Genomic DNA, 23,585 nt, shown 5'->3' on the forward strand with positions numbered 1-23,585 from the left:
CGAGGATCGGTGTGATCCCCAGCCTTTTCCCGTACCCGGAACGAAGTGGACCGAACTCATGCCCGAACAACGCGACGGTGGCGTCGCTCCGTACTCCTACCTGCTCATCACGATGGTGTTGTTCGGGGCGGCGTTCACCAGCTCGAAGGTCGTGGTGGGCGAGCTGCCGCACGACGTCGCCGCCTGCCTGCGGTTCGGGGCGGGCGCGGTGATTCTCGTGGTGTTGCTGTGCGTGCGCCCGGGTTCGGCGCGCTTTTCCTTGCGTGACCTGGTGCGAGCCGGGCTGGTCGGGCTCGTCGGGGTGTTCGCGTACAACTTCTTTTTCTTCTGGGGGCTTTCCCTCGCCCCCTCGATCGACGGCAGCATCATCGTGCCCGTGCTCAGTCCCGTGCTGACCACGCTGTATTTCCTGGTGACCGGTAAGGAATCGGCGTCCGGTGCGCGCATTGCCGGGCTGGTGCTGGGGATCGCGGGCTCGGTGGTGTTCTTCCTCGGCGTCGGCGGGGGTGGCGCGGGGTTCAGCGGAACCCGCCTCGCCGGCGACTTCGTCTACCTGGCGGGGGCGGCGTGCTGGGCTGCGTACAGCATCGCGTCGAAGAAGGTGCTGAGCGGCATGGAACCGTTGCGGGCCACGACGTATGCGACGGGTGTGGGCGCGTTGGCGTTGGTGCTTGTCGCAATTCCCTCATTTTCTGGTACTGAATGGACATCGGTGTCCACGCTCACGTGGGGGAACCTCGTGTTCCTCGCGATCGGCCCGACGGCGATCGCGTACCTGTTCTACTACCGGGGGTTGCGGGCCGTCAGCCCGGTGACCGCGACGATCACCATGTTCGCGGTGCCGGTGTTCGGCACCGTGACTTCCGTGGTGTTCCTCGGTGAGTCGTTCACCGCCGTGCAGGTCGCGGGTGCGGTGATCACCGTCGTGGGGGCGCTGCTCGCCGTCACTCAGGGGAAATTTCTCACATCCGAACGAAAGAAGGTTCACCGGTGACCGAAGCCGTCGTGGAGTTGCTGCGAGAACGCCGGCGCAGCGGGAGCACCCCCGGAAACCGCGGCGACGACGCTCGCCTGGTGCTGCTCATCGAGGGCGGGAGCTCTCGAGGTGCGTATTCGAGCGGCATGACGATCGCCATCGAACAACTCGGGTTGCTGCCGCTGTTCGACGCCGTCTACGGGAGCTCCGCCGGCGCGCTCAACGGCGCGTGGCTGCTGTGCGGACGTGCGGAAAGCACCCAGCACGCGTGGTGGGACCCGATGATCATGGGCCGGACGATCAACCCGAAGCGCCTCCTGAGCCGGCGGCCGGTGGTGGACACGGAGTTTCTCGTCCACACGCTCTACACCGAGGTCGTCCCGATGGGGTTCCGGGAGATCCTCGACAACCCCGTCGAGTTCCACCCCACCGCCACCGACGCGATGACCGGCGAGTCCGCCGACCTGCACGAGCACCTCCACGACCAGGCCGGCTTGCAGGCCGCCCTGCGCGCGTCGACCGCCATGCCCCTGCTCGCGGGCGAACCGATCGAGATCGCCGGCCGACACTTCGTCGACGCCGGCGTGAGCGAATCCGTTCCCATCCGAACAGCGCTTGCGCAGAAAGCAACACACCTCGTCGCCTTCCGCACCCGACGTTCCGACGAGACCACTGCGACCGCTCCCTCCCGCGGCGAACGCCTCGTCGCGACCCGCTGGTTCGCCCGCCACGCACCGGGCGCCCTCGAACCCTGGCTCGCCCGCGCAACCCTCAGATCCGAAGAGGAACGCCTGCTGGCCACGCACCCCGCGACCCTGCAGATCCGCCCGCCCCTCGGCAGCCCCCACATCGGCCGCACCGAGCGCCGCCCGCACCTCATGCGCGCCGCCGTGGACACGGGCCTCCACGCGGCGCTGAACGCGCTCGCCGCGGTGAAGGAAACCCCATGACCGACAGCACCACGCCCGCCAACACCACCGAGTCGCCCGACCGCGTCCGCAGCGCCACCACCGAACCCGCCGAGCGGGCGTGCGCCACCACCGAGCACAAACGCACCTCAGCCGCGGCCACGACGACAGAGCCCGCAGCGCGGGTGCGCACCGTGGCCAGCGACCACACACCCACTACCAAAACCGAGTCCGCCGAGCACAAACACACCACCACCCCGGAGCCCGCCGAGCGGATGCACACCACCACCACCAGATCCGCCAAGCCCGCCGCCACCACCGCGCCAGCCGAGCGCACACGCATCGCAGAGCCTGCCAAGCTCGCCGCCGGCACCGAACCCGCCGAGCGGGTCCGCACCGTTTCCTGGGCCGATCACCTCGCGTTCGCCAGTGCGGCGGCCGAGCTCAGCGGCCTGGAGTTCCTGCGGGCCATGGCGCGCGGCGACATCCCATCCGCGCCGATGATGGACCTCGTCGGCCTTCGGTTGGTGTCGGCGTCGCCTGGTGAGACCGTTTTCCGCCTCACCCCGGGCGAGTACCACTACAATCCGATGTGGACCGTCCACGGTGGCCTCTACGCCACGATGCTCGATTCGGCGGCCGCGTGCGCCGTGCACACGACCCTCCCGCTCGGCAGCGGGTTCAGCACTCTGGACCTTTCCGTCCGTTTTCTCAAGGCCATCCGCATCGACACAGGGCCGATCACCGCCACCGGCCGCGTGCTCCACTCGGGGTCCCAGGTCGTCCTGGCCGAAGCGCGCCTGGAGGACACCGCGGGCACGCTCCTGGCCACCGCGACGGCGAACTGCTTCGTGTCCCGTGCGCCCGGAACGTAACGAAGGAGACGAATGCCGCGATCGAGTGATCGACCCGCGGATCCGAGGAGCAGTCTGTGTCAGCACGTGCCATCGTCGCCATCACCAGCGTTGCGGCTCTCATCGTCGGGGTGTTCCTCACATTCGTCGGCATGACCGGAGGCCCGGACTTCGTGACCCCGTCCGGCGAGGCGTGTGACCCCGCGGTCGCCTGGCAGGACTACACCCTCGACGACTGCTTCCCCGTGGAACGGCACAGCCCGGTCGTCGCCCTTGTCCTCGCGCACCTGGGGCTCCTCGGGCTGATCCACGCGCGCTTGGTCATGACGCGCAAGAAGAAGCTCGGCGCGCGCTGACACGGCCCAGGACGGCGACCTCCGCGGCGACCGGGTCGGCGAAGCTCGCGCCGCCTTCGCCGGCCTCGGAGGACATGGTCAGCACGGGAAGATCCGGCGTGCACGGCGGACGGAGATCCACTTCGGCGTGGTGAACTCGGTGAGGCCCCACTCGCCGTAGCGGCGGCCCGGACGTTTCTCGCCGCGGAACGCGACGATGGGTTCGTCGTGGCTGGTGGCGTCGTTGACGTGGACCACGCCGGTCTCGATGCGCCGCCGACGGCGTCCAGATCTCATCGAACGGCTACGGATGCCGGTCCCGAGGGCGGAGTGACCACCCGGACAGACATCACTGGCCGTTCAGTCCGGTTTCGGGGCAAATCGCCCGGACGGGCGCACACTGTGACCCGCGGAGCAGCCGCTCTCCCTCCCCCGCTGCTCCGCCCCCTCGCCGGCAGGTGGTGACGGAGTCCCCCGAAACCCGTCACCGCCTGCTTCCCCACCGCCCATCGAGAGTCGCGGTCTGCCTACTAGGCAAACCAAAAGGGGAGCGACTTGTGACACGGCTTGATGGACAACGCGCAGCGATCCTGCGCCGCGACGACTTGGTCACCGTCGGCCGGGTCCGGGCCCGCGGCCGTATGGCGGTGCATTTCCATGGACCGCGCGTGCCAGGTGCAGTTGCCCGCCGACGTCGCGGGCACCCCGCGCATCACGACGGACGAGGAAGCGACCCTGGCCTCACCGCCGGTTCGGCAGAGCCGATACGGCACCCCACTGCCTCAACAACGCAAGTAAAGGCTTCAGCGCCCAAGATCGACACGGGCCGGCGGCCGGAATGCGGGCTCCGGGCGCCGGCCCGCCGGCGCCACGCGCCCTGCGCAACGGGGATGGCGTCGCGGAAGGGCAGGCCGCCCGAAGGAAAGCCGGTAGTGGCGGGAGACGCGGCGCCGACCCGCCGCGGCCGCGCGCGCTACGCGACGGGGATGGCGTCGCACAAGAGTCAGGCCGCCCGAAGGAAAGCCGGTGATGGCGCGAGAACGAACACCGGCCCGCCGCGCCCACAGGCCCCTGCGCGACGAGGATGGCGTCGCGCAGGGCCGGGCCGCCCGGGCGAAAGCCGGTAGTGGTGGAAGACCCGGCGCCGACCCGCCGCGGCCACGCGCGCTACGCGACGGGGATGGCGTCGCACAAGAGTCAGGCCGCCCGAAGGAAAGCCGGCAATGGCGGGAGAACGAACACCGGCCCGCCGCGCCCACAGGCCCCTGCGCGACGAGGATGGCGTCGCGCAGGGCCGGGCCGCCCGGACGAAAGCCGGTAGTGGTGGAAGACCCGGCGCCGACCCGCCGCGGCGGCAGGCCCCGCGCGGCGGGGATGGCGCCGCGAAGGGCCAGGCCGCCCGGAGGAAAGCCGGTGGTGGCGGAAGAACGGGCACCACCGCGACCAAAGCTCAGTGCGATGCAGGCACGCGGCCCAGGAAGTCGCGGATGTGGGCGGCGACCTCGTCGCCGGCGGTTTCCAGGAGGAAGTGGCCGCCGTCGAGGAGGTGGATTTCGGCGGTGGGCACGTCGGTGGTGAAGGCGGTGGCGCCGTCCGGGCCGAAGATCGGGTCGTTCTTGCCCCAGACCGCGAGGACGGGCGGCTGGGTCTTGCGCAGGTACTCGTGCAGGGCGGGGTACAGCGGCGGGTTGGTGGCGTAGTCGCGGAAGAGCGCGAGCTGGATCTCGTCGTTGCCCGGGCGTGAAAGCAGGGCGAAGTCGTGGTTCCAGGTGTCGGGGCTGACGAGGGTCTCGTCGGGGACGCCGGTGACGTACTGCCACTTCGTCAGCTCGAGGCTGAGCGCGCTGCGGATGCCGGCCTCGGTTTCGGCGTTCTGCTCGGCCTGGTAGTCCCACACGACCTTCCAGAACCCCTCGACGAAACCGGCGTCGTAGCCGTTGCCGTTCTGCGTGACGATCGCGGTGATGGCGTCGGGGTTCGCGAGCGCGAGGCGCCAGCCGATGGGGGCGCCGTAGTCCTGCACGTAGATCGCGTAGCGGGTGATGTCGAGCTGACGCAGCAGGCCGGCCGTGAGGTCCGTCAGCGCGTCGAAGGTGTAGTCGAACTCGTCGGCCGCAGGCGCATCGGACAGGCCGAAACCGAGGTGGTCGGGCGCGATCACGTGGTAGCGGTCGGCCAGCGCCGGGATCAGGTTCCGGAACATGAACGAGCTGGTCGGGAAGCCGTGCAGCAGCACGAGCACGGGGGCGTCGGCGGGCCCGGCCTCGCGGTAGAAGAGCTGCCGGCCGTCGACGGTGGCGTAGCGGTGGCGGACTGCGGTCATGAGTTCTAACTCCTCACGAGTTGTTTGATGGTTAGTACTCAAACAGGGCGTGCCTAACTTGTCAACCCTGAGTTTGCCGGTTAGCCTGGAGCCGTGACCGACGAGAAGCTGCTGCTCGACCTGCTGAACACCACTCCGGTGGTCGACGGGACGCCGCAAGACGAGCTCGCCGACGCCGAGCTGGGCCGCGAGTGGCTCGCCGCCCACGGGCAGCCGACGTCCGCGCAGGAGTGGCGCGCGCTGGTCGACGTGCGCGCGGCGTTGCAGGACGTCGTGCGCGGCGACGCGGGGCCCGAGGCGCTGGCCCCGTTCGTCGACGGCCTCAGCTACCGCGCCGTCTTCGACGACGGCGGGATCAAGTGGGACCTCGACACCGCGTCCGGGCGCGCGGCCGCCTCGCGCGCGGTGCTGGCCTGGGACACGCTGCGCCACGCGAGCCCCGGCCGGCTGCGGCCGTGCGCGAACCCGGAGTGCCGGCTGTTCCTCATCGACCACAGCAAGCCGAACACCGCCCGCTGGTGCTCGATGGCCGTGTGCGGCAACCGCATGAAGGCCCGCCGCCACTACCAGCGCACCCGCCAGGCCGGCGCGTGACCGGCCACCGGGCGGGTGCCGACCATGGGTGACGACGACATCGGGCGCCCGGTTGCGCGCAAACTTCAGCAGGGGCGCGCCGACCGCGGGCTCACGCTCACCCACCTCGCGGAGCTCACGGGGATCGCCCAGCTGTCGCGCCTCGAGCGCAGGGAACCGCGGCCCTCGATCGGCAGCCCGCAGGTCGCGCGCACGGACGGCGCCTCAATCGGCAGCCTCCCGCAGCTCGCGCCCACGGACGGCGCCTCAATCGGCAGCCCCCTGCAGATCGCGCCCACGGACGCCATCTCGATCGGCAGCCCCCTGCAGCTCGCGCGGACGTACGGCACCTCAATCGGCAAGCTCGTGGCCGACCAGCCCGGCGAGGAGTACCACCTGGTGCGCGCCGGACAGGGCGTGGCGCACGAAAACGCCGAGGGACGCGACGAAGTGCTCAGCGGGCCGCGCGCCACGATCGCGGTGGTCAGGCTCGAACTGGTGCCCGGCACCGAAACCGGCGCCGTGCACCACGCCGGCGAGAGAAGGCGCCACGTCCGCGACGGCGCGCGCTCCAGGGCGCCGAGGAGATGGCGCTCAAGTCCCGCGGCTCCATCCGGTTCGACCTCCGGCCGCACGCACCGGCTGCACAAGACGACGAGGAGATCGCGCTCAGGTCCGGCGGCCCCACCCAGTTCGACCTCCGGCCGCACGCACCGGCTGCACAACCCGTCCGCCCGTGCCACGCGGGTGGGCGTCGCGTTCGTCGTCCACCATTCCGTGTGCGGTTCCGGACACCCCTGAGGAGGCAGACGTGCGTGTAGTGGCATTGCGGCGTTATCCGGTGAAATCCATGCTCGGCGAGGAAGTCACGGAAGCGCGGGTGGGCGCGGCCGGCCTCGATGGCGACCGCACGCTCGCCGTGATCGATTCCGACACCGGCTTTGTCGCGACGGCGAAACACCCGCGCCTGTGGCGACGGCTCCTGGAGCTGGCGGCCGAGACCGACGGCCGGGTGTTCATCACCTTCCCCGACGGCACCAGGCTGGCCGCCGACGATCCCGAAGCCGGCTCGCGGCTGTCGGACCTGCTGGGCCGCGCGATCACGGTGTCCGGGATCCGGCCCGACGGCGCGTCCGTCGAACGCCCGGACCCGGAAGACGTCCTCGACAACGGCGTGAGCGCCGTCGTTCCGGCCCAGACCTTGCAGATCGGCCAGGGCACGCCTGGGCGCAACTTCGTGGACCACTCCCCGATCCACCTCATCAGCACCGCGACGCTGGACCACCTCGACACCGAGGCCATCCGCTACCGGCCGAACCTCGTCATCGCGACCCCGCCCGGCACCGGCGCGTTCGTGGAGAACCACTGGCTGGGCAAGGAAATCCAGTTCGGCGACGCCGGCACGGGCGCGCGGCTGAGGGTCACGCTGCCGACCCCGCGGTGTGCCGTGCCGTCACTCGCCCACGGCACGCTGCCGCGCAACCCGCAGGCGGTGCGGGCGGTGATGGCGGGCAACCGCATCGACGTCGCGGGCCTCGGCAAGGCCATGCCGTGCGCGGGCGCGTACGCCGAGGTCGTGCGGCCGGGCACGCTCCACCTGGACGACCCGATCACCGTGTCCTGAACGCATTGTGTTCCGTTCTGAACAGCACCGTGTACTGAAAACACCGCGTCCCGAACGCGCCCGGCCCCGAACGCACCCGGGGTCCTGAACGCACCCGGTCCTGAATGCTCAGTCGCCGACGAACACCAGTGCGTCCGACAGCGGTTTCCGCGTGAGGGCGGGGACCTCGCAGTCGTCGGCCTGATAGCCCACCGGGAAGAGGATGTACGGCCGCTCGGTCGACGGACGGTGCAGCACCCGGCTCAGGAACGCCATCGGGTTCGGTGTGTGCGTCAGCGTCGCGAGCCCCATCGAGTGCAGTGCGGCGAGGAAAAACCCACACGCGATCCCGACGCTTTCGGACGCGTAGTACGTCTTCTGGAGCTGTCCGTTTGGCAACACCCGGTGTTTCTGCGCGAACACCACCACGAGCCAGGGTGCGACTTCCAGGAACTCCTTGTGCTCGTCCGTTTCCAGCGGCGCGAGCGCGGCACGCCACTCGGGGATCTCGCGTTCGTGGTAGAAACGTTGCTCTTCCTGTTCGGCCGCCACCCGGATCTGGTGTTTCACCACCACATCCTGTGTGGCGACGAACGTCCACGGCTGCTGGTGCGCACCACTGGGTGCGGTGTTGGCCGCGCGCACCGCGAGCTCGATCGCCTCGGCCGGCACGGGGTCGGGTGAGAACCAGCGCACCGACCGTCGCTGGTCCAGGTGGCGGTGGAACTCGGCGCCGCGGCGCAGCCCCTTGTCGACGGGCAGCCGCGGCGGGGCGTACGGCGCGAACGGGTATCGGTGCTTCCGCGGGACAGTCACCTCGCCAACACTGCCAACCAGCGATTACCGAGTCCAGCTTGAAGAACTGAGCCCAGTTATATGCTCAGCTCATGAATCTGCCGAACGTGACGATCCGGCAGCTCGAATACCTGATCGCCGTCGCCGAAACGGGCTCGCTCACCACCGCGGCCGAGCGCTGCCACGTCTCGCAGGCCGCCATCTCCCTGGCCCTCACCGAGGTGGAACGCGCCCTCGGCCTGCGGCTGGTGATCCGTTCACCCCGGCGTGGCGCTTCGCTCACCGCGGCGGGCAAACAGGTGCTCACCGACGCGCGGCGGGTGGTCGGCGCCATGAGCGACCTCGGCGTCGAGGCCCGGGGGCTGAGCCGCGACGTGAGCGGCACGCTGGTCGTCGGCTGCTACGGCCCGATCGCGCCGTTCCACCTGCCGGCCGCGATCGCGACGTTCGAAAACGACCATCCCGACGTCTCGGTGCGCTTCATCGAAGGCAGCCTGCCCGAGATCCAGGACCACCTGCTCGACGGGCGGTGTGAGATCGCGTTCCTTTACGAACAGGACGTCTACCCGGCGATCACGTTCCGGACCCTGTACGACCAGCAGCCCGCGATCCTCCTGCCGGGCGACCACCGGCTGGCCGGCCGCGAGGCGCTCTCGCTCGACGAGCTGGCCGACGAGCCCTTCATCCTGCTCGACGTGCCCCCGAGCGAGCGCTACTTCCGTGCCGTGTTCGAGTCCGCACAGCTGGCGATGGTTCCCGCACACCGGGCGCGAAGTTTCGAACTCGCGCGGTCGCTTGTCGCACGCGGTCTCGGCTACTCGATGACCGTTCAGCAACCCGCGCTGTCGCAATCCTACGAAGGCTTGGCAGTAATCGCACTTCCGTTGCGCGAAAAGGCACCTTCGACACCCGTCATCATGGGCTGGCCGGCCGGAGGCCCGCTCACGCACCGCGCGCAGGCGTTCCTCGACCACTGCGAACGACTGTTCGCGGACGGCCACTGACCTCAACATCCCGGCCGCAACACCCCGGCCATGACACCCCGGCCATGACACCCCACCTCAGCGTCTCAGCCGCCGCGCCCCACCTCAGCGACGCGAAGCGAACGCCCGATCCAGCCCCGTCCTCGCTCCACCGCGGCCGAGCGTGTCGTGCAACCGCTTGCCATCGACGTACACCCCGAGCTTGTTCGGGTCGAACGCGACGAACCCCGCGACCGCCGCCGACTCCGCCGGAGCGTCCGTATAGGACCACGCCGCCCCGGACTGCCCACCGATGGCGTAGTACGTCGCCACCCCCTTGTACGGGCACCGAGTCCGCAAGGTCTCCTCGGCCAACGCGGTCTCGTCGACGTCCGCCCGCGGCAAATACCACTGCGGCTCCCGGTCCGATTCGTACAGCACCCGCGACCGACGCGACTTCGCGACCACCCGTCCGTCCACTTCGACCACTACCTCGCGCGAGGCGTTCCGGACGTCGATGCGGTGGTAGGGGTCCGCGGCATGAGCGGTGACGGGCTCGTCCTCCTCCTGGAACCCGTCCATCGCCCGCCACGAGAAAGCGACGAGGTTCGCGAACTCAGCCGCATGAGCCGGCGGCCGCACGTGCTGCCACGCCGCACCCTCGTGAACCCGGTCCCCGACGCGGACGGCGAACCACGCCGTCTTCCCGAGATCCGGGTGCAGCGTCGTGCGCTGGCGGAACTCCAGCACCTCGACCCGCACGTCCGCGGCCGGGAAGTACGCGACCGGAAACCGGCCCGGCGTGTGCAGGAGAACGACGTCCTCGCTGTCCGCGATCCACTCCCCCGCGAACCGCACCCGCAGCCGGCGTCGCAGCGGTTCGCGGTACGACAGGCGATCCGGCAACGCGCCGGGCACGAGGAACTTGCCCCGGAACACGTCCGGCTGCGGAGCGAGCAACCACGGCAACGGCATCACGAACCTCCGTTCATCGTTTCGATCCCCCACGACGCTCCCGATCGGGACCGCGCCGAACCACCACGACCGTCCACTCAGGACAGCGTCACACCAGCGGCTCGCCACCGTCGACGCCCAGCGACACCCCGGTCACGAACCCGTTGGTGAGCGCGAAGAGCACCGCGTCGGCGATGTCCTCCGACGTCCCGATCCGCCGCGCGGGGTTGCTCGCCGAACGCTGCGCGAAGAGCGCGGCCTTCTTGTCGTCGCCGAGGGCGTCGTACGCGCCGGTGTCGATCGTGCCCGGCGAGACGGCGTTGACGCGGATCGGTGCGAGCTCCACCGCGAGCGCCTTCGTCAACGAGTCCACCGCGCCGTTGGTCGCGGCGACGGCCAGCATCCCGATCGACGGCTTGCGGGCCGTCGCGCCGGAGAAGATCACCATCGAGCCGTCGGCCGACATCTTCGGGGCCAGGTGCTTCGCCAGCAGGATCGGGCCGATGACCTTGGTCTCGAACGAAAGCGCGATCGTGCCCTGCGCCAGGTCACCGACCAGGCCGCGGGCGCGGGCCGACGCCGTGGACACGACGTGGTCGACCTGCCCGAGACGCTCGGCGAGCGCGGCCACGCTGGCTTCGTCGGTCAGGTCGACCGTTTCGACCGAGACGCCCGGATCGTCGTACGCGCCCTTGAGCTTCTCCTCGTCGCGACCGGCGACGACGACCTCCGCACCCGCGGCGCGCACCGCGAGCACCACCGCCCGGGCGATGCCACTACCGCGACCGACGACGAGAACCTTGCGTCCCTTGAGGGATTCGGACATGAGTGTGTCTCCTTTGCACAGTCCCGCGAGGAAGCGTAGGCCGGGGGCTCGGCCCGCTTCATGAAAGTTTTCTGCCCGTGAGCGAGAGCCGGCGAATGCTTCACCCACCGTCTAACTAACGTATACAACTACGCTATACCCATTAGTCTCACAGATGCAAGACCCGAACTTTCACCCAGCCGAACGATCAAGGTCGACAGCCGGAGACCTACCTAATGGTTACCACCCATCCATGCACAAAAACTCACCTGACCAGCCACAACATCGATGGCTCCCCGCCGCGCCCGAGCCCTACGGTGGAAGAGTCCACAGAGGAGCACGGGAGGGACGGCCGTGGAGACAGCGCTGGAAAACCGGACGGTTCTGGTCATCGGACGGCCGAGCGGCATCGCCCGGGCGGTCACGCTCGCGGCCCGCGCCAAGGGCGCCCAGGTCGTGGTCGCGGGCCGCGTCCCGGCCAAGCTGGGCCAGGCCTACGACGACGAGGGCATCCGCGCCGAAGAGGTCGACGTCACCGTCGACGAGTCCATCACCGCACTGGCCGGACGTCTGGGCCAGGTCGACCACCTGGTCACCACGGCGTCGTCGCGCGCCCGCGGCCTCCTCGAAGAGCTGGACCGCGACGCGCTGCGCCGCTCGTTCGACACGAAGGTCATCGGACCTGTCATGCTCGCCAAGCACTTCGCGCCGCACCTCTCCGACGACGGATCCTTCACGCTGTTCTCCGGCGTGGCCGCGTTCAAGCCCGCGGTCGGTTTCCTCGGCGTCGCCATCACCAACGGCGCAGCCGACTTCCTCACCCGCTCGCTGTCACTGGAGCTGGCGCCGATCCGCGTCAACGCCATCTCCCCGGGCGTCATCGACACCGGCATCTGGGACGCCCTGGGCGAAGAAGGCAAAGCCGCCTACTTCGAGCACTTCCGCACGCACAACCCGGCGCGGCGCATCGGCACCGTCGACGACATCGCGTCGTCCGTGCTCTTCGCGATGACCAACCCATTCCTGACCGGCGTGACCCTGCGCGTCGACGGCGGCGAACCCCTGACCTGAGCCGAAAACCGGTGGCCCCGAGGCATCGAGGCCACCAACCCGCCCGTCACACAGCTGCGTCACGCCCCAGGCGCACCGGCAGCTCCGCGTGACCGTTGGACAGGAACGAGCTCATCGGCACCAGCCGTGCCGACGGTTCCGCGAAAGCGAGGTCCGGGAACCGCTCGAACAACATCCGCAACGCCGTCGTCGCCTCCAGCCGCGCCAGCGGGGCACCGAGGCAGTGGTGGATCCCGTGCCCGAACGCCAGGTGCTGCTTCACCCCGCGCGTGATGTCGAACTCGCCCGCGGTCTCGCCGTACTCCGCCTCGTCCCGGCCGGCCGCGGCGTAGGCGGCGAGGATCGCGTCGCCCTCGGGGATGACGACGTCACCCAGGTCGATGTCGGTCACCGCGTACCGCAGCGGCAGGTACGCCACGGGTGCTTGCCACCGCAGGGTTTCCTCGACGACGTCGCTCCACGTGCGCTTGCCGGACCGCACGAGCGCGAGCTGCTCCGGGTGCGTGAGCATCGCCGTCACGGCCTGGTCCAGCAGGTTCACGGTCGTCTCGTGCCCGGCGGTCAGCATGAGGATGAGGGTGTCGACGACCTCGGCGTCGGTGAGCCGGCCGAAGCGGTCGGAGTCGGCCTGGATGATCGCGCTCGTCACGTCGTCGCCTGGCCGTGCGCGCTTCTGCTCGGCCAGGCCCGTGAGGATCCGGTACATGTCCTCGGCGTTGGCCTGCGCGGCTTCGGGGGTGGTCGTCGTGTCGAAGACGGTGTCCACCACCTTGCGCAGGCCGGCGCGCTGTGAGTCGTCCACACCGAACAACCGGCAGATGACCTCCACCGGCAGCTGATACGCGAAAGCCGCGCGCAGGTCGACGACGTCGGCCCGGCCCAGCGCGGCCACCTCGTCGAGCAGCGTCGCCGTGATGCGTTCCACCTACGGCTTGAGCTCCATCGTCCGCTTCGCGGTGAAGCCCGACGCGACCAGCGAGCGCAACCGCCGGTGGTCGCTTCCGTAGGCGGTGAACATGTTCTGCACCGAAACCCAGAGCCGCAACGGCCAGTCCGCGGCGATGCGGTCTTCCTTCCACGCGGCCCAGTGCTGCCGCGGATCCTTGGACACTCTGCTGTCGGTCAGCAGGGACTTGAGCGTGCCGGCGTGGCCGACCGCCCAGGCACGGACCCCGCCCGGCAGCTCCACCACCACCGCCGAGCCGCCGGCGCGCAACCGCGCGCCCTCCGCTTGGATGTCGGTCCCGTCGACGTCGAGTACAAAAGCCTGCAGCTGATCCACGTACGCGCTTCTTCCGTGATCGGGGGAACGCGCGCCAGAGCCGCGAGAATCATTGCGGGAGAAGAGAGTGCGAACCCATTTCGCGTTCCCGGTCGACAACCAGGTCGAGCGTCACGGTAGCCGCGTCAGGCGACGCGGAACCCGCGGCGCCGAGGCCGAAAGAATTCCGTCACACTCTCAGTTCGCGCGCGCCGGACGGCCTCCGGGCAACCCACGCCGTCGAAGATCGCCCACGAACAGGTCGACCAGCGAGTCCGACGGCGCCGCGACCACCACGACGATCTCCCGCTCCACCAGAGGATCCAGCCGCCGCACCACCCCCGGCGGGCGAGGAGGCAGCGCCGAGACGGGAACGATCGTCACGCCCATCCCCGCGGCCGCGAGCTGCGCGGCCGTGCGCGGGCTCCTGGTGCGCAGCACGGGATCCAGCACCACACCGTGGTCCGCGGCCAGCTGGTCGAGCCACACCGACAACCCGTTGTCACTCACGAAATGGACGAACGGCTCCGCCGCGAGATCCGCGAACGGCACCGACAGGCGTTCGCCGAACGGGTGGCCCGCCGGCGCGACGACCACCACCTCCTCCTCGCCGAGCACTTCGAGGTGCTCACCCGTCTCCGACGGCCGCGGTCCCACGGCGACGTCGACCTCGCCCGACGCCACGAGTTCCACCATCCGGTCGGAGCTGGTGTGCTCACTGAGCTCGATCAGCACCTCGGCCCGGCGCGCCCGCCAGTGCCGCAGCACCGGGACGAGCAGCCACGCCGTCATGGTCTCGGCGCAGGCGATCCGCAGCCGCCCCGCGCCGCCGGACCCGATCTGCCGGCCCACGCGCACCGCGCGTTCGGACGCCTTCAACGCCACCCGCGCCTCTTCCGCGACCGCGTGACCCGCGGCGGTCACGCGCACGCCGCGGCCCATCTTCTGCACCATCGGGGTGCCGATCTCGCGTTCGAGCGCGGCGAGCTGGTGCGACAGCGCGGGCTGCGACATCTGCAACGAGGCCGCGGCACGCGTCACCGAGCCCTCCTCCACGAGGGCGACCAGACATTCCAGGGCGCGCAGCGTTGTCATTCGGAAAATCTAACAAGATCCTCCGGAAATTTCATGTGACGTGACCATTTCCCGCACACCGCGGAAAACGCGCCCACAGTAGTTTGGCGCCATCGCGGAAGGAGCAGGCGTGCCAACGCTGGTGTCGGTCAACGTGGGAATGCCCAAGGACGTCGAGTGGAACGGCAGGATCGTCCACACCGGCATCTGGAAGGGCGCGGTCAGCGGCCCCCGGATGGTGCGGCGGCTCAACGTCGACGGCGACGGGCAGGGCGACCCGGCCGGGCACGGCGGCGAGCAGCGCGCGGTGTTCGTCTACCAGCTGGAGTCGATCGAGTACTGGCAGGCGTACTTCGGGCACGACAGCTACGAGTTCGGGCAGTTTGGCGAGAACTTCACCGTCACCGGGATGCCCGACGACGAAGTGTGCGTCGGCGACCGCTACCGCATCGGCGAGGCGGAGTTCGAGGTGACGCAGCCGCGCGTCACGTGTTTCCGCGTCGGCATGCGCCTGAACGAGCCGGAGCTGCCGTCGCTGCTGGTGTCCCACGGGCGGCCGGGGTTCTACTTCCGCGTCCTGCGCGAGGGCCACGTCGCGGCCGGCGACGAGATCGTGCGCACCCGGCGCGGCCCGCACGAGATGACCGTCGCCGACGTCGACGCCCTGCTCTACACCCCGAACCGCACCACCGAAGCGCTCGAGTCCGCCGTCGACATCCCCGCGCTGAGCCCCGGCTGGCGCCAGTCGTTCCGCGAGCTGCTCAGCCCGGCCGAGAAGCCCGCTGACCCGGGCTGGACCGGGTTCCGGCCGCTGACCGTGACGAAGGTCGTGCGCGAGAGCGCGACCATCACGTCCGTCCACCTCGACGCGCCCGGCGAAGCCCTCCCGGCCGCGCGGCCCGGCCAGTACCTCACCGTGCGGCTGCCGGGTGCCGGCGAACCGCCGCTGATCCGCAGCTACTCGCTCTCGACGACCGAGGGCTACCGCATCAGCGTGAAGCGCGACGGCGCCGCCAGCACCTACGTGCACGACGTGCTGAAGGCCGGCGACACCCTCGACGCGGCCGCGCCCCGCGGCGACTTCGTGCTGGAGCCGGGTTCCGGCCCGGTCGTTCTGCTGTCCGCCGGCGTCGGTGTCACCCCCGTCCTGGCGATGCTGCACCAGCTCGCCGCGGAGGAGCCCGAGCGTGCGATCTGGTGGATCCAGACGGCCCGCAACGCTGCGGACCAAGCGTTCGAGCTCGAAGTCCGGGGTCTGCTCGCGAGGCTGCCGAACAGTCACGCGCACTTTTTCCACACCCGGCCGGAATCCGGCGCGGACAGCCGTCGCGTCACCGGCCGGACGCTGAAGGAGCTCGCCCTGCCGGCCGGCGCCACCGCGTACGTCTGCGGCCCGCCGTCCTTCATGGACGACGTCCGCGAAGCTCTCGTCGCGCTGGGCTGCACCGACGTGCGCACGGAACTCTTCGGCGCCCTCGCCGCGATCAACCCCGGCGTGCGCGAGGCCGGCACCGTCGCGCCCCACCCGCCGGAAGGCCCGCCCGGGACCGGCCCCGCCGTCACCTTCGCCCGCAGCGGCCTCACGGTCCGCTGGCGCGACGACGGGGAAACCCTGCTGGAGCTGGCCGAAGCGTGTGCCGTGCCCACTCGTTGGGCCTGTCGCAGCGGCGTCTGCCACACCTGCGACACCCCGCTGCTCGCCGGCGCGACGACGTACGACCCGGCGCCGCTCGAACTGCCCCCGGCCGGGCGGATCCTCGTGTGCTGCGCCCGGCCGGAGACCGACGTCGTGCTCGACCAGTAGGTCACCGACCGCGCCGGCGCGGGGACACCAGCCCGGCGATCGAGCACCCCGCCAGGATCACGCCCAGCACCGCCACGACCACCTCCAGCGCGGGCTGGTTCACGCTGGAGGTGCTGAGCACCAGCACGGCTTGAACGGCCAGCGCGAGACCGATGAGAAGCCAGAGCACGCACAGCCCCGCGGTTCGCGGGATCACGTGCCACCGAGTGCCAGCCGACATGAGAACTTCCCTTCGTCCGGGTCGGCACCTGGCTACCCGGCGGCCCCATCGGCCGAACCGGTCCCACGCCGATCTTGGTCGCACGGACCTATTTCGGTGCTCGAACGGACAACGGTTCAGCGGGCGGGCCGCATCGCGAACCCGGCCGAGACGAGGGCGAGCACGACCACCGCGGCGAGTACGCCCAACGCGATCGGCAGCCGCGTCGTGAACGCCGCCGTGTTCAGGATCGCGCCGAGCACCGACACCGACATCAGCGCGCCCGACTGCCGGCTCGTGTTCTGCACGCCGGACGCGACACCCGACTGGTGCACCGGCACGCTCGGGACCAGCAGCGACGTGAGCGCGGAGAACGCGATCGTGCTCGACACCCCGACCAGCAGCAGGCCGGCTGCGACCGGCACATACGCCGGGGCCCCGGTGAAGACCAGCAGCACCGCGACGCCCGACGCGCAGCAGGCGAACCCGGTCAGCAGCGCCACGGGGTTGCCGAACCTGCGCGACAGCGGCCGGTAGAGGACGAGCGAGCCGATCGTCGACCCGACCGTGAGCGGCAGGAGCGCGATCCCGGCCTCGCCCGCCGACCAGCCGCGCACCTGCTGGAAGTACAGCGACATCACGAAAAGCGTGCCGTAGAAGAGGAACCCCATGAACGCGGCGCTCGCCACCGCGACCGTGCGCACGCGGACCGAGAAGAACCCCCGCGGCAGCATGGGCTGCGCGACGCGGCGTTCGACCAGCCAGAACGCGGCGGCGGACAGGAGGCCGCCGGCCAGCAGGCCGAGGCTGAGCGGGGAGCTCCAGCCCGCGCTGCCGCTCACGATCACGCCGGCGGTGATCAGCCCGAGCGCGGCCACGGCCGTGACCTGCCCGGCGTGGTCGACCTTGCGCTTGTGGCGCGGCGCCTCCGTGATCCCGGCCCGGGCCAGCAGGATCGCGGCGACACCGATGGGCAGGTTGATCAGGAAGATGCTGCGCCAGCCGAACGCGTCGATCAGCAGCCCGCCCACCATGGGCCCGACCGCGGTGGAGATCGCGCCGGTGGACACCCAGATCGCCGTGGCGCGGGCGCGTTCGCCGTCGTCGGAGAACAGCGTGCGGATCAGCGCGAGCGTCGCGGGCAGCAGCGCCGCCGCGCCCACGCCCTGCACGACGCGGGCCGCGATGAGCACGTGCACCGACGGCGCGAGCGAGCAGGCCAGCGAGGCGGCGGTGAAGATCGCGGTGCCCCAGAGGAAACACCGGCGCAGGCCCCAGCGGTCGCCCAGCGCACCCGCTGTGAGCAGCAGCGCGGCGAGGCACAGCGTGTACGCGTTGATCACCCACTGGACCGAGGCCAGGGACGTCTTCAGGTCGTCGCGCAGCGCGGGCACGGCGATGTTGAGCACGCTGCCGTCGAGGATGATCGCGAAGTACCCCAGGCAGATCCCGGTGAAGCCCACGGTCCGGGCTCTTGCGGCCATGGGGGCTCCTTTCGCGAGGCTTCCCGCGAATGTAGCCGCCGCGACCGAATCCGGGCGGCACGACGCGGCGCATTCCTTAATCGAATGATAAGGATTCCGGATCCGAATTCGTCGACGGCGCGGAACTAGAATGCGGGACGCGGTTACCTGTCGGGTGAGACATTCGACGACCGTGCTTAAGATGTGGCGAATGTTCGCGCGGAGCGGGTCAGAGGTGGTCTCAGATGTCTCTCGGCTTCCGGCTCCTGGGCAACGTCGAGGTGGTCCGGGGCGAGGAGCCCCAGCCGATCGGCCCGGCCGGGCCACGCGCCATCCTGGTGTCGCTGCTGCTCGAAGCCGGGCAGCCGGTCTCGCTCGACGACCTCGTGGTCCGTGTGTGGGGCGACGAAGCACCCGGCAGCGCGCGGAGCATGGTGCACAGCTACTTCACCCGGCTGCGCACGGCGCTGGCGGGTGAGCACCGGATCGTGCGCCGGGGCCACGGGTACGTGCTCGACGTCGAGCCCGGCCAGGTCGACGTACATCGCTTCCGGCGGCTGAGCGGTCTCGCCCGGCGTTCGGAGGACGCCGAGGAGCAGGTCGGGTTCTACGACGAAGCGCTGGAACTGTGGCGGGGCGAACCGTTCGCGGGGCTGGACAGCCCGTGGCTGCGGGAGTTCCGCACCGCGCTGCTGGCCGAGCGCGACGAAGTGCTCCTGGCCAGAACGGACCTGCAGCTCGAGCTCGGTCGCCACGCGCAGGTGCTGCCGACGCTCACCAGCCGGGCCGAGCACCACCCGTACGACGAACGTCTCGCCGGGCAGCTGATGGCCGCGCTGCACCGAACCGGCCGCCAGGCCGACGCGTTGCGGCACTTCCAGAAGGTGAAGACGCTGCTGGCCGAGGAGCTCGGGGTGGATCCCGGCCCCGCGCTGAGGGCCGTGTACCAGGCGATCCTGCGGGACGAGACCACTGTGGACGATCAATCCGCGCGGTCCGGCCCGGCCGACGACGATCCCGGCCTGCCACCGCCGGTTCCGCGGCAGCTGCCGGCGCCGCCGCGCGCGTTCACCGGGCGCGACCGGGAGCTCTCGGCGCTGGCGGACGCTCCGGTGTCGGTGATCGTCGGCCCCGGCGGGGTCGGCAAGACCTGTCTCGCGCTGCGCTGGGCGCACGACCACGCCGGCCGTTACCCCGACGGGCAGCTGTTCGTCGATCTGCGGGGGTTCGCGCCGTCCGGGGACCGGCTGCCGCCGGAGACCGCCGTGCGCGCGTTCCTCTCCGCGCTCGGCGTGAAGCCGGCTGCCGTGCCGCAGGACCTCGCCGCGATGAGCGGTCTCTACCGCAGCCTGGTGGCGGACAAACGCCTGCTGGTGGTCATCGACAACGCGCTCGACGCCGACCAGGTCACCCCGCTGTTGCCGGGCACCTCGCAGTGCCCGGTGGTGGTCACGAGCCGCAACCGGCTGACCACTTTGGTCTCGAGCCACCACGCCGACCTCATCTCCCTCGACGTCCTCGACGGCGCCGCCGCCCGGCAGCTGCTCGTCTCGCGGCTGGGCCCTTCGCGCACGGCAGCGGAGCCCGCGGCCGTCACCCGGCTTGCCGACGCGTGTGGGGGCCTGCCGCTGGCCCTGAGCATCGTCGTCGGCCGGGCGCAGGAGCACCCCGAGTTCGCGCTCACCGCGCTGGCCGACGAGCTCGCCGACTCCGGCTCCACCCTCAACGCGCTGGAGATCGGCACCGACCTCAGCATCCGGGCCGTGCTGCGGACGTCACTGGCGGCGTTGGCGGGCGAGCCCGCGGAGCTGTTCACGCTGCTCGGTCTCGTGCCCGGCCCGGACATCTCGCTCGACGCCGCGGCGTCACTCGCGGGCAAGACCTACGCGGCGACGCGGACCGCGTTGCGAGTTCTCGAACGCGCTTCGTTGGTCCAGCAACACGAGCCGGGCCGCTTCCGCCTCCACGACCTGGTGCGTGCGTACGCGCGAGAACTCGCACGACTTTCGCGCGACAACGAACAAATCACGTCCGCACTCCACCGTTTGACGTGCTTTTACCTCCACACCCTGGTTCACGCGGTCACCCTCGCCGACGCCGGGCGTCCGCCCATCACCCCCGTGCCGCTCCCCGCGGGGTGCACGCCCGTGCCGCTGCGCGACAGCACCGAAGCCAAGCGGTGGGTGAACACGGAGGCCGAGAACATCGGCGCCGTCCGGTCGGTGGCGAAAGAGCGCGAGTGGCACAAGATCGTGTGGCAGCTGGCGTGGGGCAGCAGCTCGCTCTACGCCACCCAGGGCGACGCGCACCACGCCATCGGGGTCTGGCGCGACGGGCTGGCCGCCGCGCAGATCCTCGGGGAACGCAGCTCCGAATGTCTGGCCCGCCGAGTGATCGCCCAAGCCCTCACCCGCACCGGCCGCCACGAGGAAGCCGTCCAGCACGTGGAGGTGGCGCTGACCATCGCCGAGGAGCTCGGCGACGTGTCGCAGCGGGTGCTCAGCCTCAACGCGTGGTCCGAGATCTCCGTACGGGCGCAGCGGATCGCCGAAGCCGTCGAGCTGAGCACCGACGCGTGGCAGCTGGCCGCCGGGCTGCCCCCGGCGATCCGGGCGTGGGTCGGCAACCACCTGGCGTGGGCGTTGCAGCTGGAGCGCCAGTACGAGAGGGCGCTGGAGATCTCGGAACAGGCTCTCGCGCTGGCCGACGAGGCCCGCATGAACAACATCCGTCCGGCCCTTTTGGACACTCTCGGCACCATCCACCTCGGCCTCGGGAACCTCGACCGGGCCATCGCCTACCTCGAAGAGGCGCTGGCGCTGTTCGGGGACGAGATGTTCTCCATCCCGGACACCCTGCTCACGCTCGGCGCCGCCTACGAGAAGCTGGGCCGCCACGACCTCGCCTTGAAGAGCCTGCGCCAGGCGGTGGATCTCTACCACCAGCAACATCGCGAGCACGACGGACGGCAAGCCCGGCGTGCACTCGACGACCTCCTGCGGGCGACCCCGTGATCGCGCGGGCGACGTTTCCCGCCTTTCCGGCCAACGCGGCCTTTTCCCGCCGCAGGGCCGGGGAGAATCGACCTCGCCGGGCCGCCACCAGCGCGTCCGGCGATCTCGCCTCGACCTAAGGAAAGCCGATGCCACTCTCGTCCCCCGCACCCGTGCACGGTGAGACCGCCGAAGGTTTCGAGCCGGTGGCCCAGGCTTTCCGCGAGAACTTCGGTGAGCGCGACGAGCTGGGCGCGGCCGTCACCGTCGTGGTGCGCGGCCGGACCGTGGTCGACCTGTGGGGCGGCTGGGCGGACGAGGAGCGCCGGGTTCCGTGGCGGCGCCCGACACTGACCAACCTGTGGTCTTCCACCAAGGGCCTCGTCGCGTTGTGCGCGGTGCAGCTCGTGGAAAGCGGCGATCTCGACCTCGACGCGCCGGTCGCCCGCTACTGGCCCGAATTCGCCGCCGCGGGCAAGGCCGGCATCCCCGTCCGGTGGCTGCTTTCGCATCGCTCCGGTGTCACCGGGGTCGCGCCCGAGCACCCGCTGCAGATCGACGACCTGCTCGACTGGACGAAGATGACCCTGCTCCTGTCCACACAGGAGCCGTTGTTCGAGCCCGGTTCGATCAGTGGGTACCACGCGCTGTCCTACGGTTTCCTCGTCGGCGAGGTGATCCGCCGGATCACCGGGCAGACCGTCGGCGAGTTCTTCCGCGCCAACGTCGCGCAACCGCTCAACGTGGACGTCCACATCGGAGTGAGCCGCGACGACCTCACCCGCTGCTCCACGATGGTCGAGCCGTCCGCCGGTCCGGAAACGACAGTCGTGCCGGACCGTGCGACGCTGGCCGCGCTCGCCAACCCGCTTCCCCTGGGCCGCACGGCGAACCTCACCCGCTGGCGCGTCGCGGAGGTGCCTGCGGCCAACGGGCACGGCACCGCCCACGGCCTCGCCACGATCTACGGCGCCCTCGCCGACGGGTCGGAACGGCTGCTGCGCCAGGAAACGATCGAGCTCGCCCGCACCGGCCAGGGCCGCTGCCGCGACCTGGTCATGGGGCTGGACAACGAGTTCGGCCTCGGGTTCACCCTCGGCAGCGGCCAGCTCAGCTTCGGCCCCAACCCCCGTAGCTTCGGGCACGACGGGTTCGGCGGCTCGACCGGGTTCGCCGACCCGGAGAACGGCGTCGGCTTCGGGTACGTGATGAACCGGATGGGCTCCCACCCACGCGACGATCCGCGCAAGATGGCGCTGGTCGAGGCGACCTACGCCTGCCTCGCCCACGTGGCTCAGCCCTCGGTGGAGGTCCGGTAGTCCTGCGCGCCCAACAGTTTCGTCTCCCCGGGCCGCACGTCGACGGTGATGAGCCAGCCGTCGCCGTACGGGTCGTCGTTGACGACCTCCGGGCTGTCGGCGAGCAGGCCGTTGACCGCGGCGACCACTCCGGAAACCGGCGCGTAGACCTCGGCCACGCTCTTCGTCGACTCGACCTCGCCGAACGGCTCGCCCGCCACGATCTCGGCACCGACCGCCGGCAGGGACAAGGAGATGATGTCGCCCAGCTCCTCCTGCGCGAAATCGCTGACGCCGATGCGCGCCGAGTTGCCCGGCAGCCGCCGCACCCACTGGTGCGTTGCGGTGTACTCGACCTCGGGGTCCACTTCGGCCATTTCGGTGCCACACCTTTCGCCGGCGGACGAGTTGCGGTTCACTGCTGTGCGCCGGATGAGCGTAGATCGTCCCCGGCCGTCGCGGCGGGGTCGTCGCATGAGTCTTTCCGAGGCTCGGCCGCCGAAAGACGAATGACACCGACCGTGCGCGGGTGATCGCCGCGCGCGATAAAGCTTTCGTCAATGCCGGGCCAACGCGCCCGGGGCATGCTGAAGGAGCACCAGGAGCACGCCCGAGTCCCCGCACCGGCTCCGGATGACGAAAACAGGCAAGGAAAGAGCACCATGGAACACGTTGCGGTCCGACCCCGGCACCCCGTCGCGCTCCGGCCCCGGGTCGCCCAGCAGGTTTCGGTCCGGGTGGAAGCCACGGACACCCTCAGCGCCACCGGCCTGCGGCTGGTCCTCGAAAGCCACGCCGGCCTCGTGCGGGCGCGCCCGGGCTCGCGGCCCGACGTGCTCGTCTTCTCGACGCCGCACGTGAACACCGCCGCCGTGGCGCAGCTGCGGCCCCTGCAGTCGTCGGGTGTCCCGGTCGTCCTGCTCACCGCCGGCGTCGAGGAAGCCGCGCTGCTCACGCTCATCGAGCACGGGGTGGTGGCCATCGTGGACAGCAAGTCGGCCGACGGCGCCGAGCTCGCCGCCGCGGTGTCGGCCGCCGCGCACCAGCACAGCGTGATGCCGCAGGACCTGCTCGGCACGCTCATCGGCCTCGTGCGGCGGATGCAGCGCGAAACGCTCGGGCCTCTCGGTGTGAACAGCGCCGGCCTCACCGAGCGCGAGGTCGAGGTGCTGCGGCTCCTGGCCGACGGTGCGGAAACCGCCGAAATCGCCCGGAAGCTGACGTACTCGGAGAGCACGATCAAGCACGTCCTCCACAGCCTCACCACGCGCTACAAGCTCCGCAATCGGGTCCAGGCGGTCGCGTTCGCCCTGCGCGCGGGCGTGTTGTGATTC

The 23,585-nt window shown here is 70.6% G+C and carries 24 protein-coding genes; 13 read left to right on the forward strand and 11 right to left on the reverse strand.

All coding sequences use genetic code 11. From position 1 onward, the window contains the following. The first annotated feature begins 58 nt into the window (after positions 1-58). The 4 genes from ACQPXB_RS37860 to ACQPXB_RS37875 are packed head-to-tail and all read left to right on the forward strand — an operon-like array spanning position 59 to position 3,094. Entirely contained in the window at positions 59-994 is a 936-nt protein-coding gene (locus ACQPXB_RS37860; RefSeq protein ID WP_432846401.1) for a DMT family transporter, read from the forward strand. Further along, the gene (locus ACQPXB_RS37865; protein WP_366587450.1) at positions 991-1,926 is read left to right on the forward strand and encodes a patatin-like phospholipase family protein; all 936 of its coding nucleotides are present in this window, start codon (positions 991-993) and stop codon (positions 1,924-1,926) included. The genes ACQPXB_RS37860 and ACQPXB_RS37865 overlap by 4 nt, the downstream gene beginning before the upstream one ends. Next, positions 1,923-2,759, forward strand: a complete 837-nt coding sequence (locus tag ACQPXB_RS37870) for a PaaI family thioesterase (protein ID WP_432846403.1) — start codon at positions 1,923-1,925, stop codon at positions 2,757-2,759. The genes ACQPXB_RS37865 and ACQPXB_RS37870 overlap by 4 nt, the downstream gene beginning before the upstream one ends. Before the next feature lie 56 nt (positions 2,760-2,815). Then, positions 2,816-3,094, forward strand: coding sequence for a hypothetical protein (locus ACQPXB_RS37875; protein WP_432846405.1), 279 nt, complete (start codon positions 2,816-2,818; stop codon positions 3,092-3,094). Between the two features lie 78 nt (positions 3,095-3,172). On the opposite strand, the gene ACQPXB_RS37880 is transcribed toward ACQPXB_RS37875, so the two are convergent. Together ACQPXB_RS37880 and ACQPXB_RS37885 are read right to left on the reverse strand one after the other, a co-directional pair. Then, positions 3,173-3,370 (reverse strand): hypothetical protein, encoded by a 198-nt coding sequence (locus ACQPXB_RS37880; RefSeq protein ID WP_432846407.1) that lies wholly within the window; start codon positions 3,368-3,370, stop codon positions 3,173-3,175. Between the two features lie 1,153 nt (positions 3,371-4,523). Further along, positions 4,524-5,396: an alpha/beta fold hydrolase gene (locus tag ACQPXB_RS37885; RefSeq protein WP_432846409.1), complete on the reverse strand. Its 873-nt coding sequence runs from the start codon at positions 5,394-5,396 to the stop codon at positions 4,524-4,526. Between the two features lie 93 nt (positions 5,397-5,489). Here ACQPXB_RS37885 and ACQPXB_RS37890 point away from each other — a divergent pair, with 93 nt between their 5' ends. Genes ACQPXB_RS37890 through ACQPXB_RS37900 form a run of 3 tightly spaced genes read left to right on the forward strand, consistent with a single transcriptional unit; the run spans position 5,490 to position 7,593 of the window. Beyond that, positions 5,490-5,990, forward strand: a complete 501-nt coding sequence (locus ACQPXB_RS37890) for a CGNR zinc finger domain-containing protein (RefSeq protein ID WP_432846411.1) — start codon at positions 5,490-5,492, stop codon at positions 5,988-5,990. 24 nt (positions 5,991-6,014) lie between these two features. Continuing rightward, positions 6,015-6,770: a helix-turn-helix domain-containing protein gene (locus ACQPXB_RS37895; protein WP_432846413.1), complete on the forward strand. Its 756-nt coding sequence runs from the start codon at positions 6,015-6,017 to the stop codon at positions 6,768-6,770. Between the two features lie 10 nt (positions 6,771-6,780). Further along, the gene (locus ACQPXB_RS37900; protein ID WP_366587437.1) at positions 6,781-7,593 is read left to right on the forward strand and encodes an MOSC domain-containing protein; all 813 of its coding nucleotides are present in this window, start codon (positions 6,781-6,783) and stop codon (positions 7,591-7,593) included. A 108-nt stretch (positions 7,594-7,701) separates the two neighbouring features. Here ACQPXB_RS37900 and ACQPXB_RS37905 read toward each other — a convergent pair whose 3' ends face one another. After that, positions 7,702-8,388 (reverse strand): nitroreductase family protein, encoded by a 687-nt coding sequence (locus ACQPXB_RS37905; protein ID WP_432846415.1) that lies wholly within the window; start codon positions 8,386-8,388, stop codon positions 7,702-7,704. Between the two features lie 71 nt (positions 8,389-8,459). Between ACQPXB_RS37905 and ACQPXB_RS37910 the strand changes: the two genes are divergently transcribed. Beyond that, positions 8,460-9,371, forward strand: a complete 912-nt coding sequence (locus ACQPXB_RS37910) for a LysR family transcriptional regulator (RefSeq protein ID WP_432846417.1) — start codon at positions 8,460-8,462, stop codon at positions 9,369-9,371. Positions 9,372-9,455: 84 nt separating this feature from the next. Here ACQPXB_RS37910 and ACQPXB_RS37915 read toward each other — a convergent pair whose 3' ends face one another. Next, positions 9,456-10,304 carry a DUF427 domain-containing protein gene (locus tag ACQPXB_RS37915; RefSeq protein ID WP_432846419.1) on the reverse strand — a complete coding sequence of 283 codons (849 nt, stop codon included), beginning with the start codon at positions 10,302-10,304 and terminating at the stop codon, positions 9,456-9,458. 88 nt (positions 10,305-10,392) lie between these two features. After that, positions 10,393-11,109 carry an SDR family oxidoreductase gene (locus ACQPXB_RS37920; protein WP_432846421.1) on the reverse strand — a complete coding sequence of 239 codons (717 nt, stop codon included), beginning with the start codon at positions 11,107-11,109 and terminating at the stop codon, positions 10,393-10,395. A 333-nt stretch (positions 11,110-11,442) separates the two neighbouring features. Here ACQPXB_RS37920 and ACQPXB_RS37925 point away from each other — a divergent pair, with 333 nt between their 5' ends. Beyond that, positions 11,443-12,159 carry an SDR family oxidoreductase gene (locus ACQPXB_RS37925; protein WP_432846423.1) on the forward strand — a complete coding sequence of 239 codons (717 nt, stop codon included), beginning with the start codon at positions 11,443-11,445 and terminating at the stop codon, positions 12,157-12,159. Positions 12,160-12,205: 46 nt separating this feature from the next. Here ACQPXB_RS37925 and ACQPXB_RS37930 read toward each other — a convergent pair whose 3' ends face one another. The 3 genes from ACQPXB_RS37930 to ACQPXB_RS37940 form a co-directional block, all read right to left on the reverse strand. Beyond that, positions 12,206-13,084, reverse strand: a complete 879-nt coding sequence (locus tag ACQPXB_RS37930) for a cytochrome P450 (protein WP_432846425.1) — start codon at positions 13,082-13,084, stop codon at positions 12,206-12,208. After that, positions 13,085-13,441, reverse strand: coding sequence for a hypothetical protein (locus ACQPXB_RS37935; protein ID WP_432846427.1), 357 nt, complete (start codon positions 13,439-13,441; stop codon positions 13,085-13,087). A 177-nt stretch (positions 13,442-13,618) separates the two neighbouring features. After that, entirely contained in the window at positions 13,619-14,515 is an 897-nt protein-coding gene (locus ACQPXB_RS37940; RefSeq protein ID WP_432846428.1) for a LysR family transcriptional regulator, read from the reverse strand. Between the two features lie 109 nt (positions 14,516-14,624). On the opposite strand from ACQPXB_RS37940, the gene ACQPXB_RS37945 reads away from it, so the two are divergent. Beyond that, positions 14,625-16,298, forward strand: a complete 1,674-nt coding sequence (locus tag ACQPXB_RS37945) for an MOSC domain-containing protein (RefSeq protein ID WP_432846430.1) — start codon at positions 14,625-14,627, stop codon at positions 16,296-16,298. Between the two features lies 1 nt (position 16,299). Here ACQPXB_RS37945 and ACQPXB_RS37950 read toward each other — a convergent pair whose 3' ends face one another. Together ACQPXB_RS37950 and ACQPXB_RS37955 are read right to left on the reverse strand one after the other, a co-directional pair. Then, complete coding sequence (locus ACQPXB_RS37950) at positions 16,300-16,518, reverse strand: hypothetical protein (RefSeq protein ID WP_432846432.1); 219 nt, start codon at positions 16,516-16,518, stop codon at positions 16,300-16,302. A gap of 116 nt (positions 16,519-16,634) precedes the next feature. Then, positions 16,635-17,981 (reverse strand): MFS transporter, encoded by a 1,347-nt coding sequence (locus tag ACQPXB_RS37955; RefSeq protein WP_432846434.1) that lies wholly within the window; start codon positions 17,979-17,981, stop codon positions 16,635-16,637. 224 nt (positions 17,982-18,205) lie between these two features. Here ACQPXB_RS37955 and ACQPXB_RS37960 point away from each other — a divergent pair, with 224 nt between their 5' ends. Together ACQPXB_RS37960 and ACQPXB_RS37965 are read left to right on the forward strand one after the other, a co-directional pair. Beyond that, positions 18,206-20,974, forward strand: coding sequence for a BTAD domain-containing putative transcriptional regulator (locus tag ACQPXB_RS37960; RefSeq protein WP_432846436.1), 2,769 nt, complete (start codon positions 18,206-18,208; stop codon positions 20,972-20,974). A gap of 128 nt (positions 20,975-21,102) precedes the next feature. Next, on the forward strand, positions 21,103-22,272 hold the full coding sequence (locus tag ACQPXB_RS37965) for a serine hydrolase domain-containing protein (protein WP_432846438.1): 1,170 nt from the start codon (positions 21,103-21,105) through the stop codon (positions 22,270-22,272). Here the strand turns inward: ACQPXB_RS37965 and gcvH are convergent. Next, complete coding sequence (gcvH, locus tag ACQPXB_RS37970) at positions 22,248-22,628, reverse strand: glycine cleavage system protein GcvH (protein WP_432846440.1); 381 nt, start codon at positions 22,626-22,628, stop codon at positions 22,248-22,250. The two genes, ACQPXB_RS37965 and gcvH, sit on opposite strands and share 25 nt — an antisense overlap. 285 nt (positions 22,629-22,913) lie before the next feature. Here gcvH and ACQPXB_RS37975 point away from each other — a divergent pair, with 285 nt between their 5' ends. Then, complete coding sequence (locus ACQPXB_RS37975) at positions 22,914-23,582, forward strand: response regulator transcription factor (protein WP_432846442.1); 669 nt, start codon at positions 22,914-22,916, stop codon at positions 23,580-23,582. Positions 23,583-23,585 lie beyond the last annotated feature (3 nt).

The organism is Amycolatopsis sp. CA-161197 (assembly GCF_050942255.1).
GTDB lineage: Bacteria > Actinomycetota > Actinomycetes > Mycobacteriales > Pseudonocardiaceae > Amycolatopsis.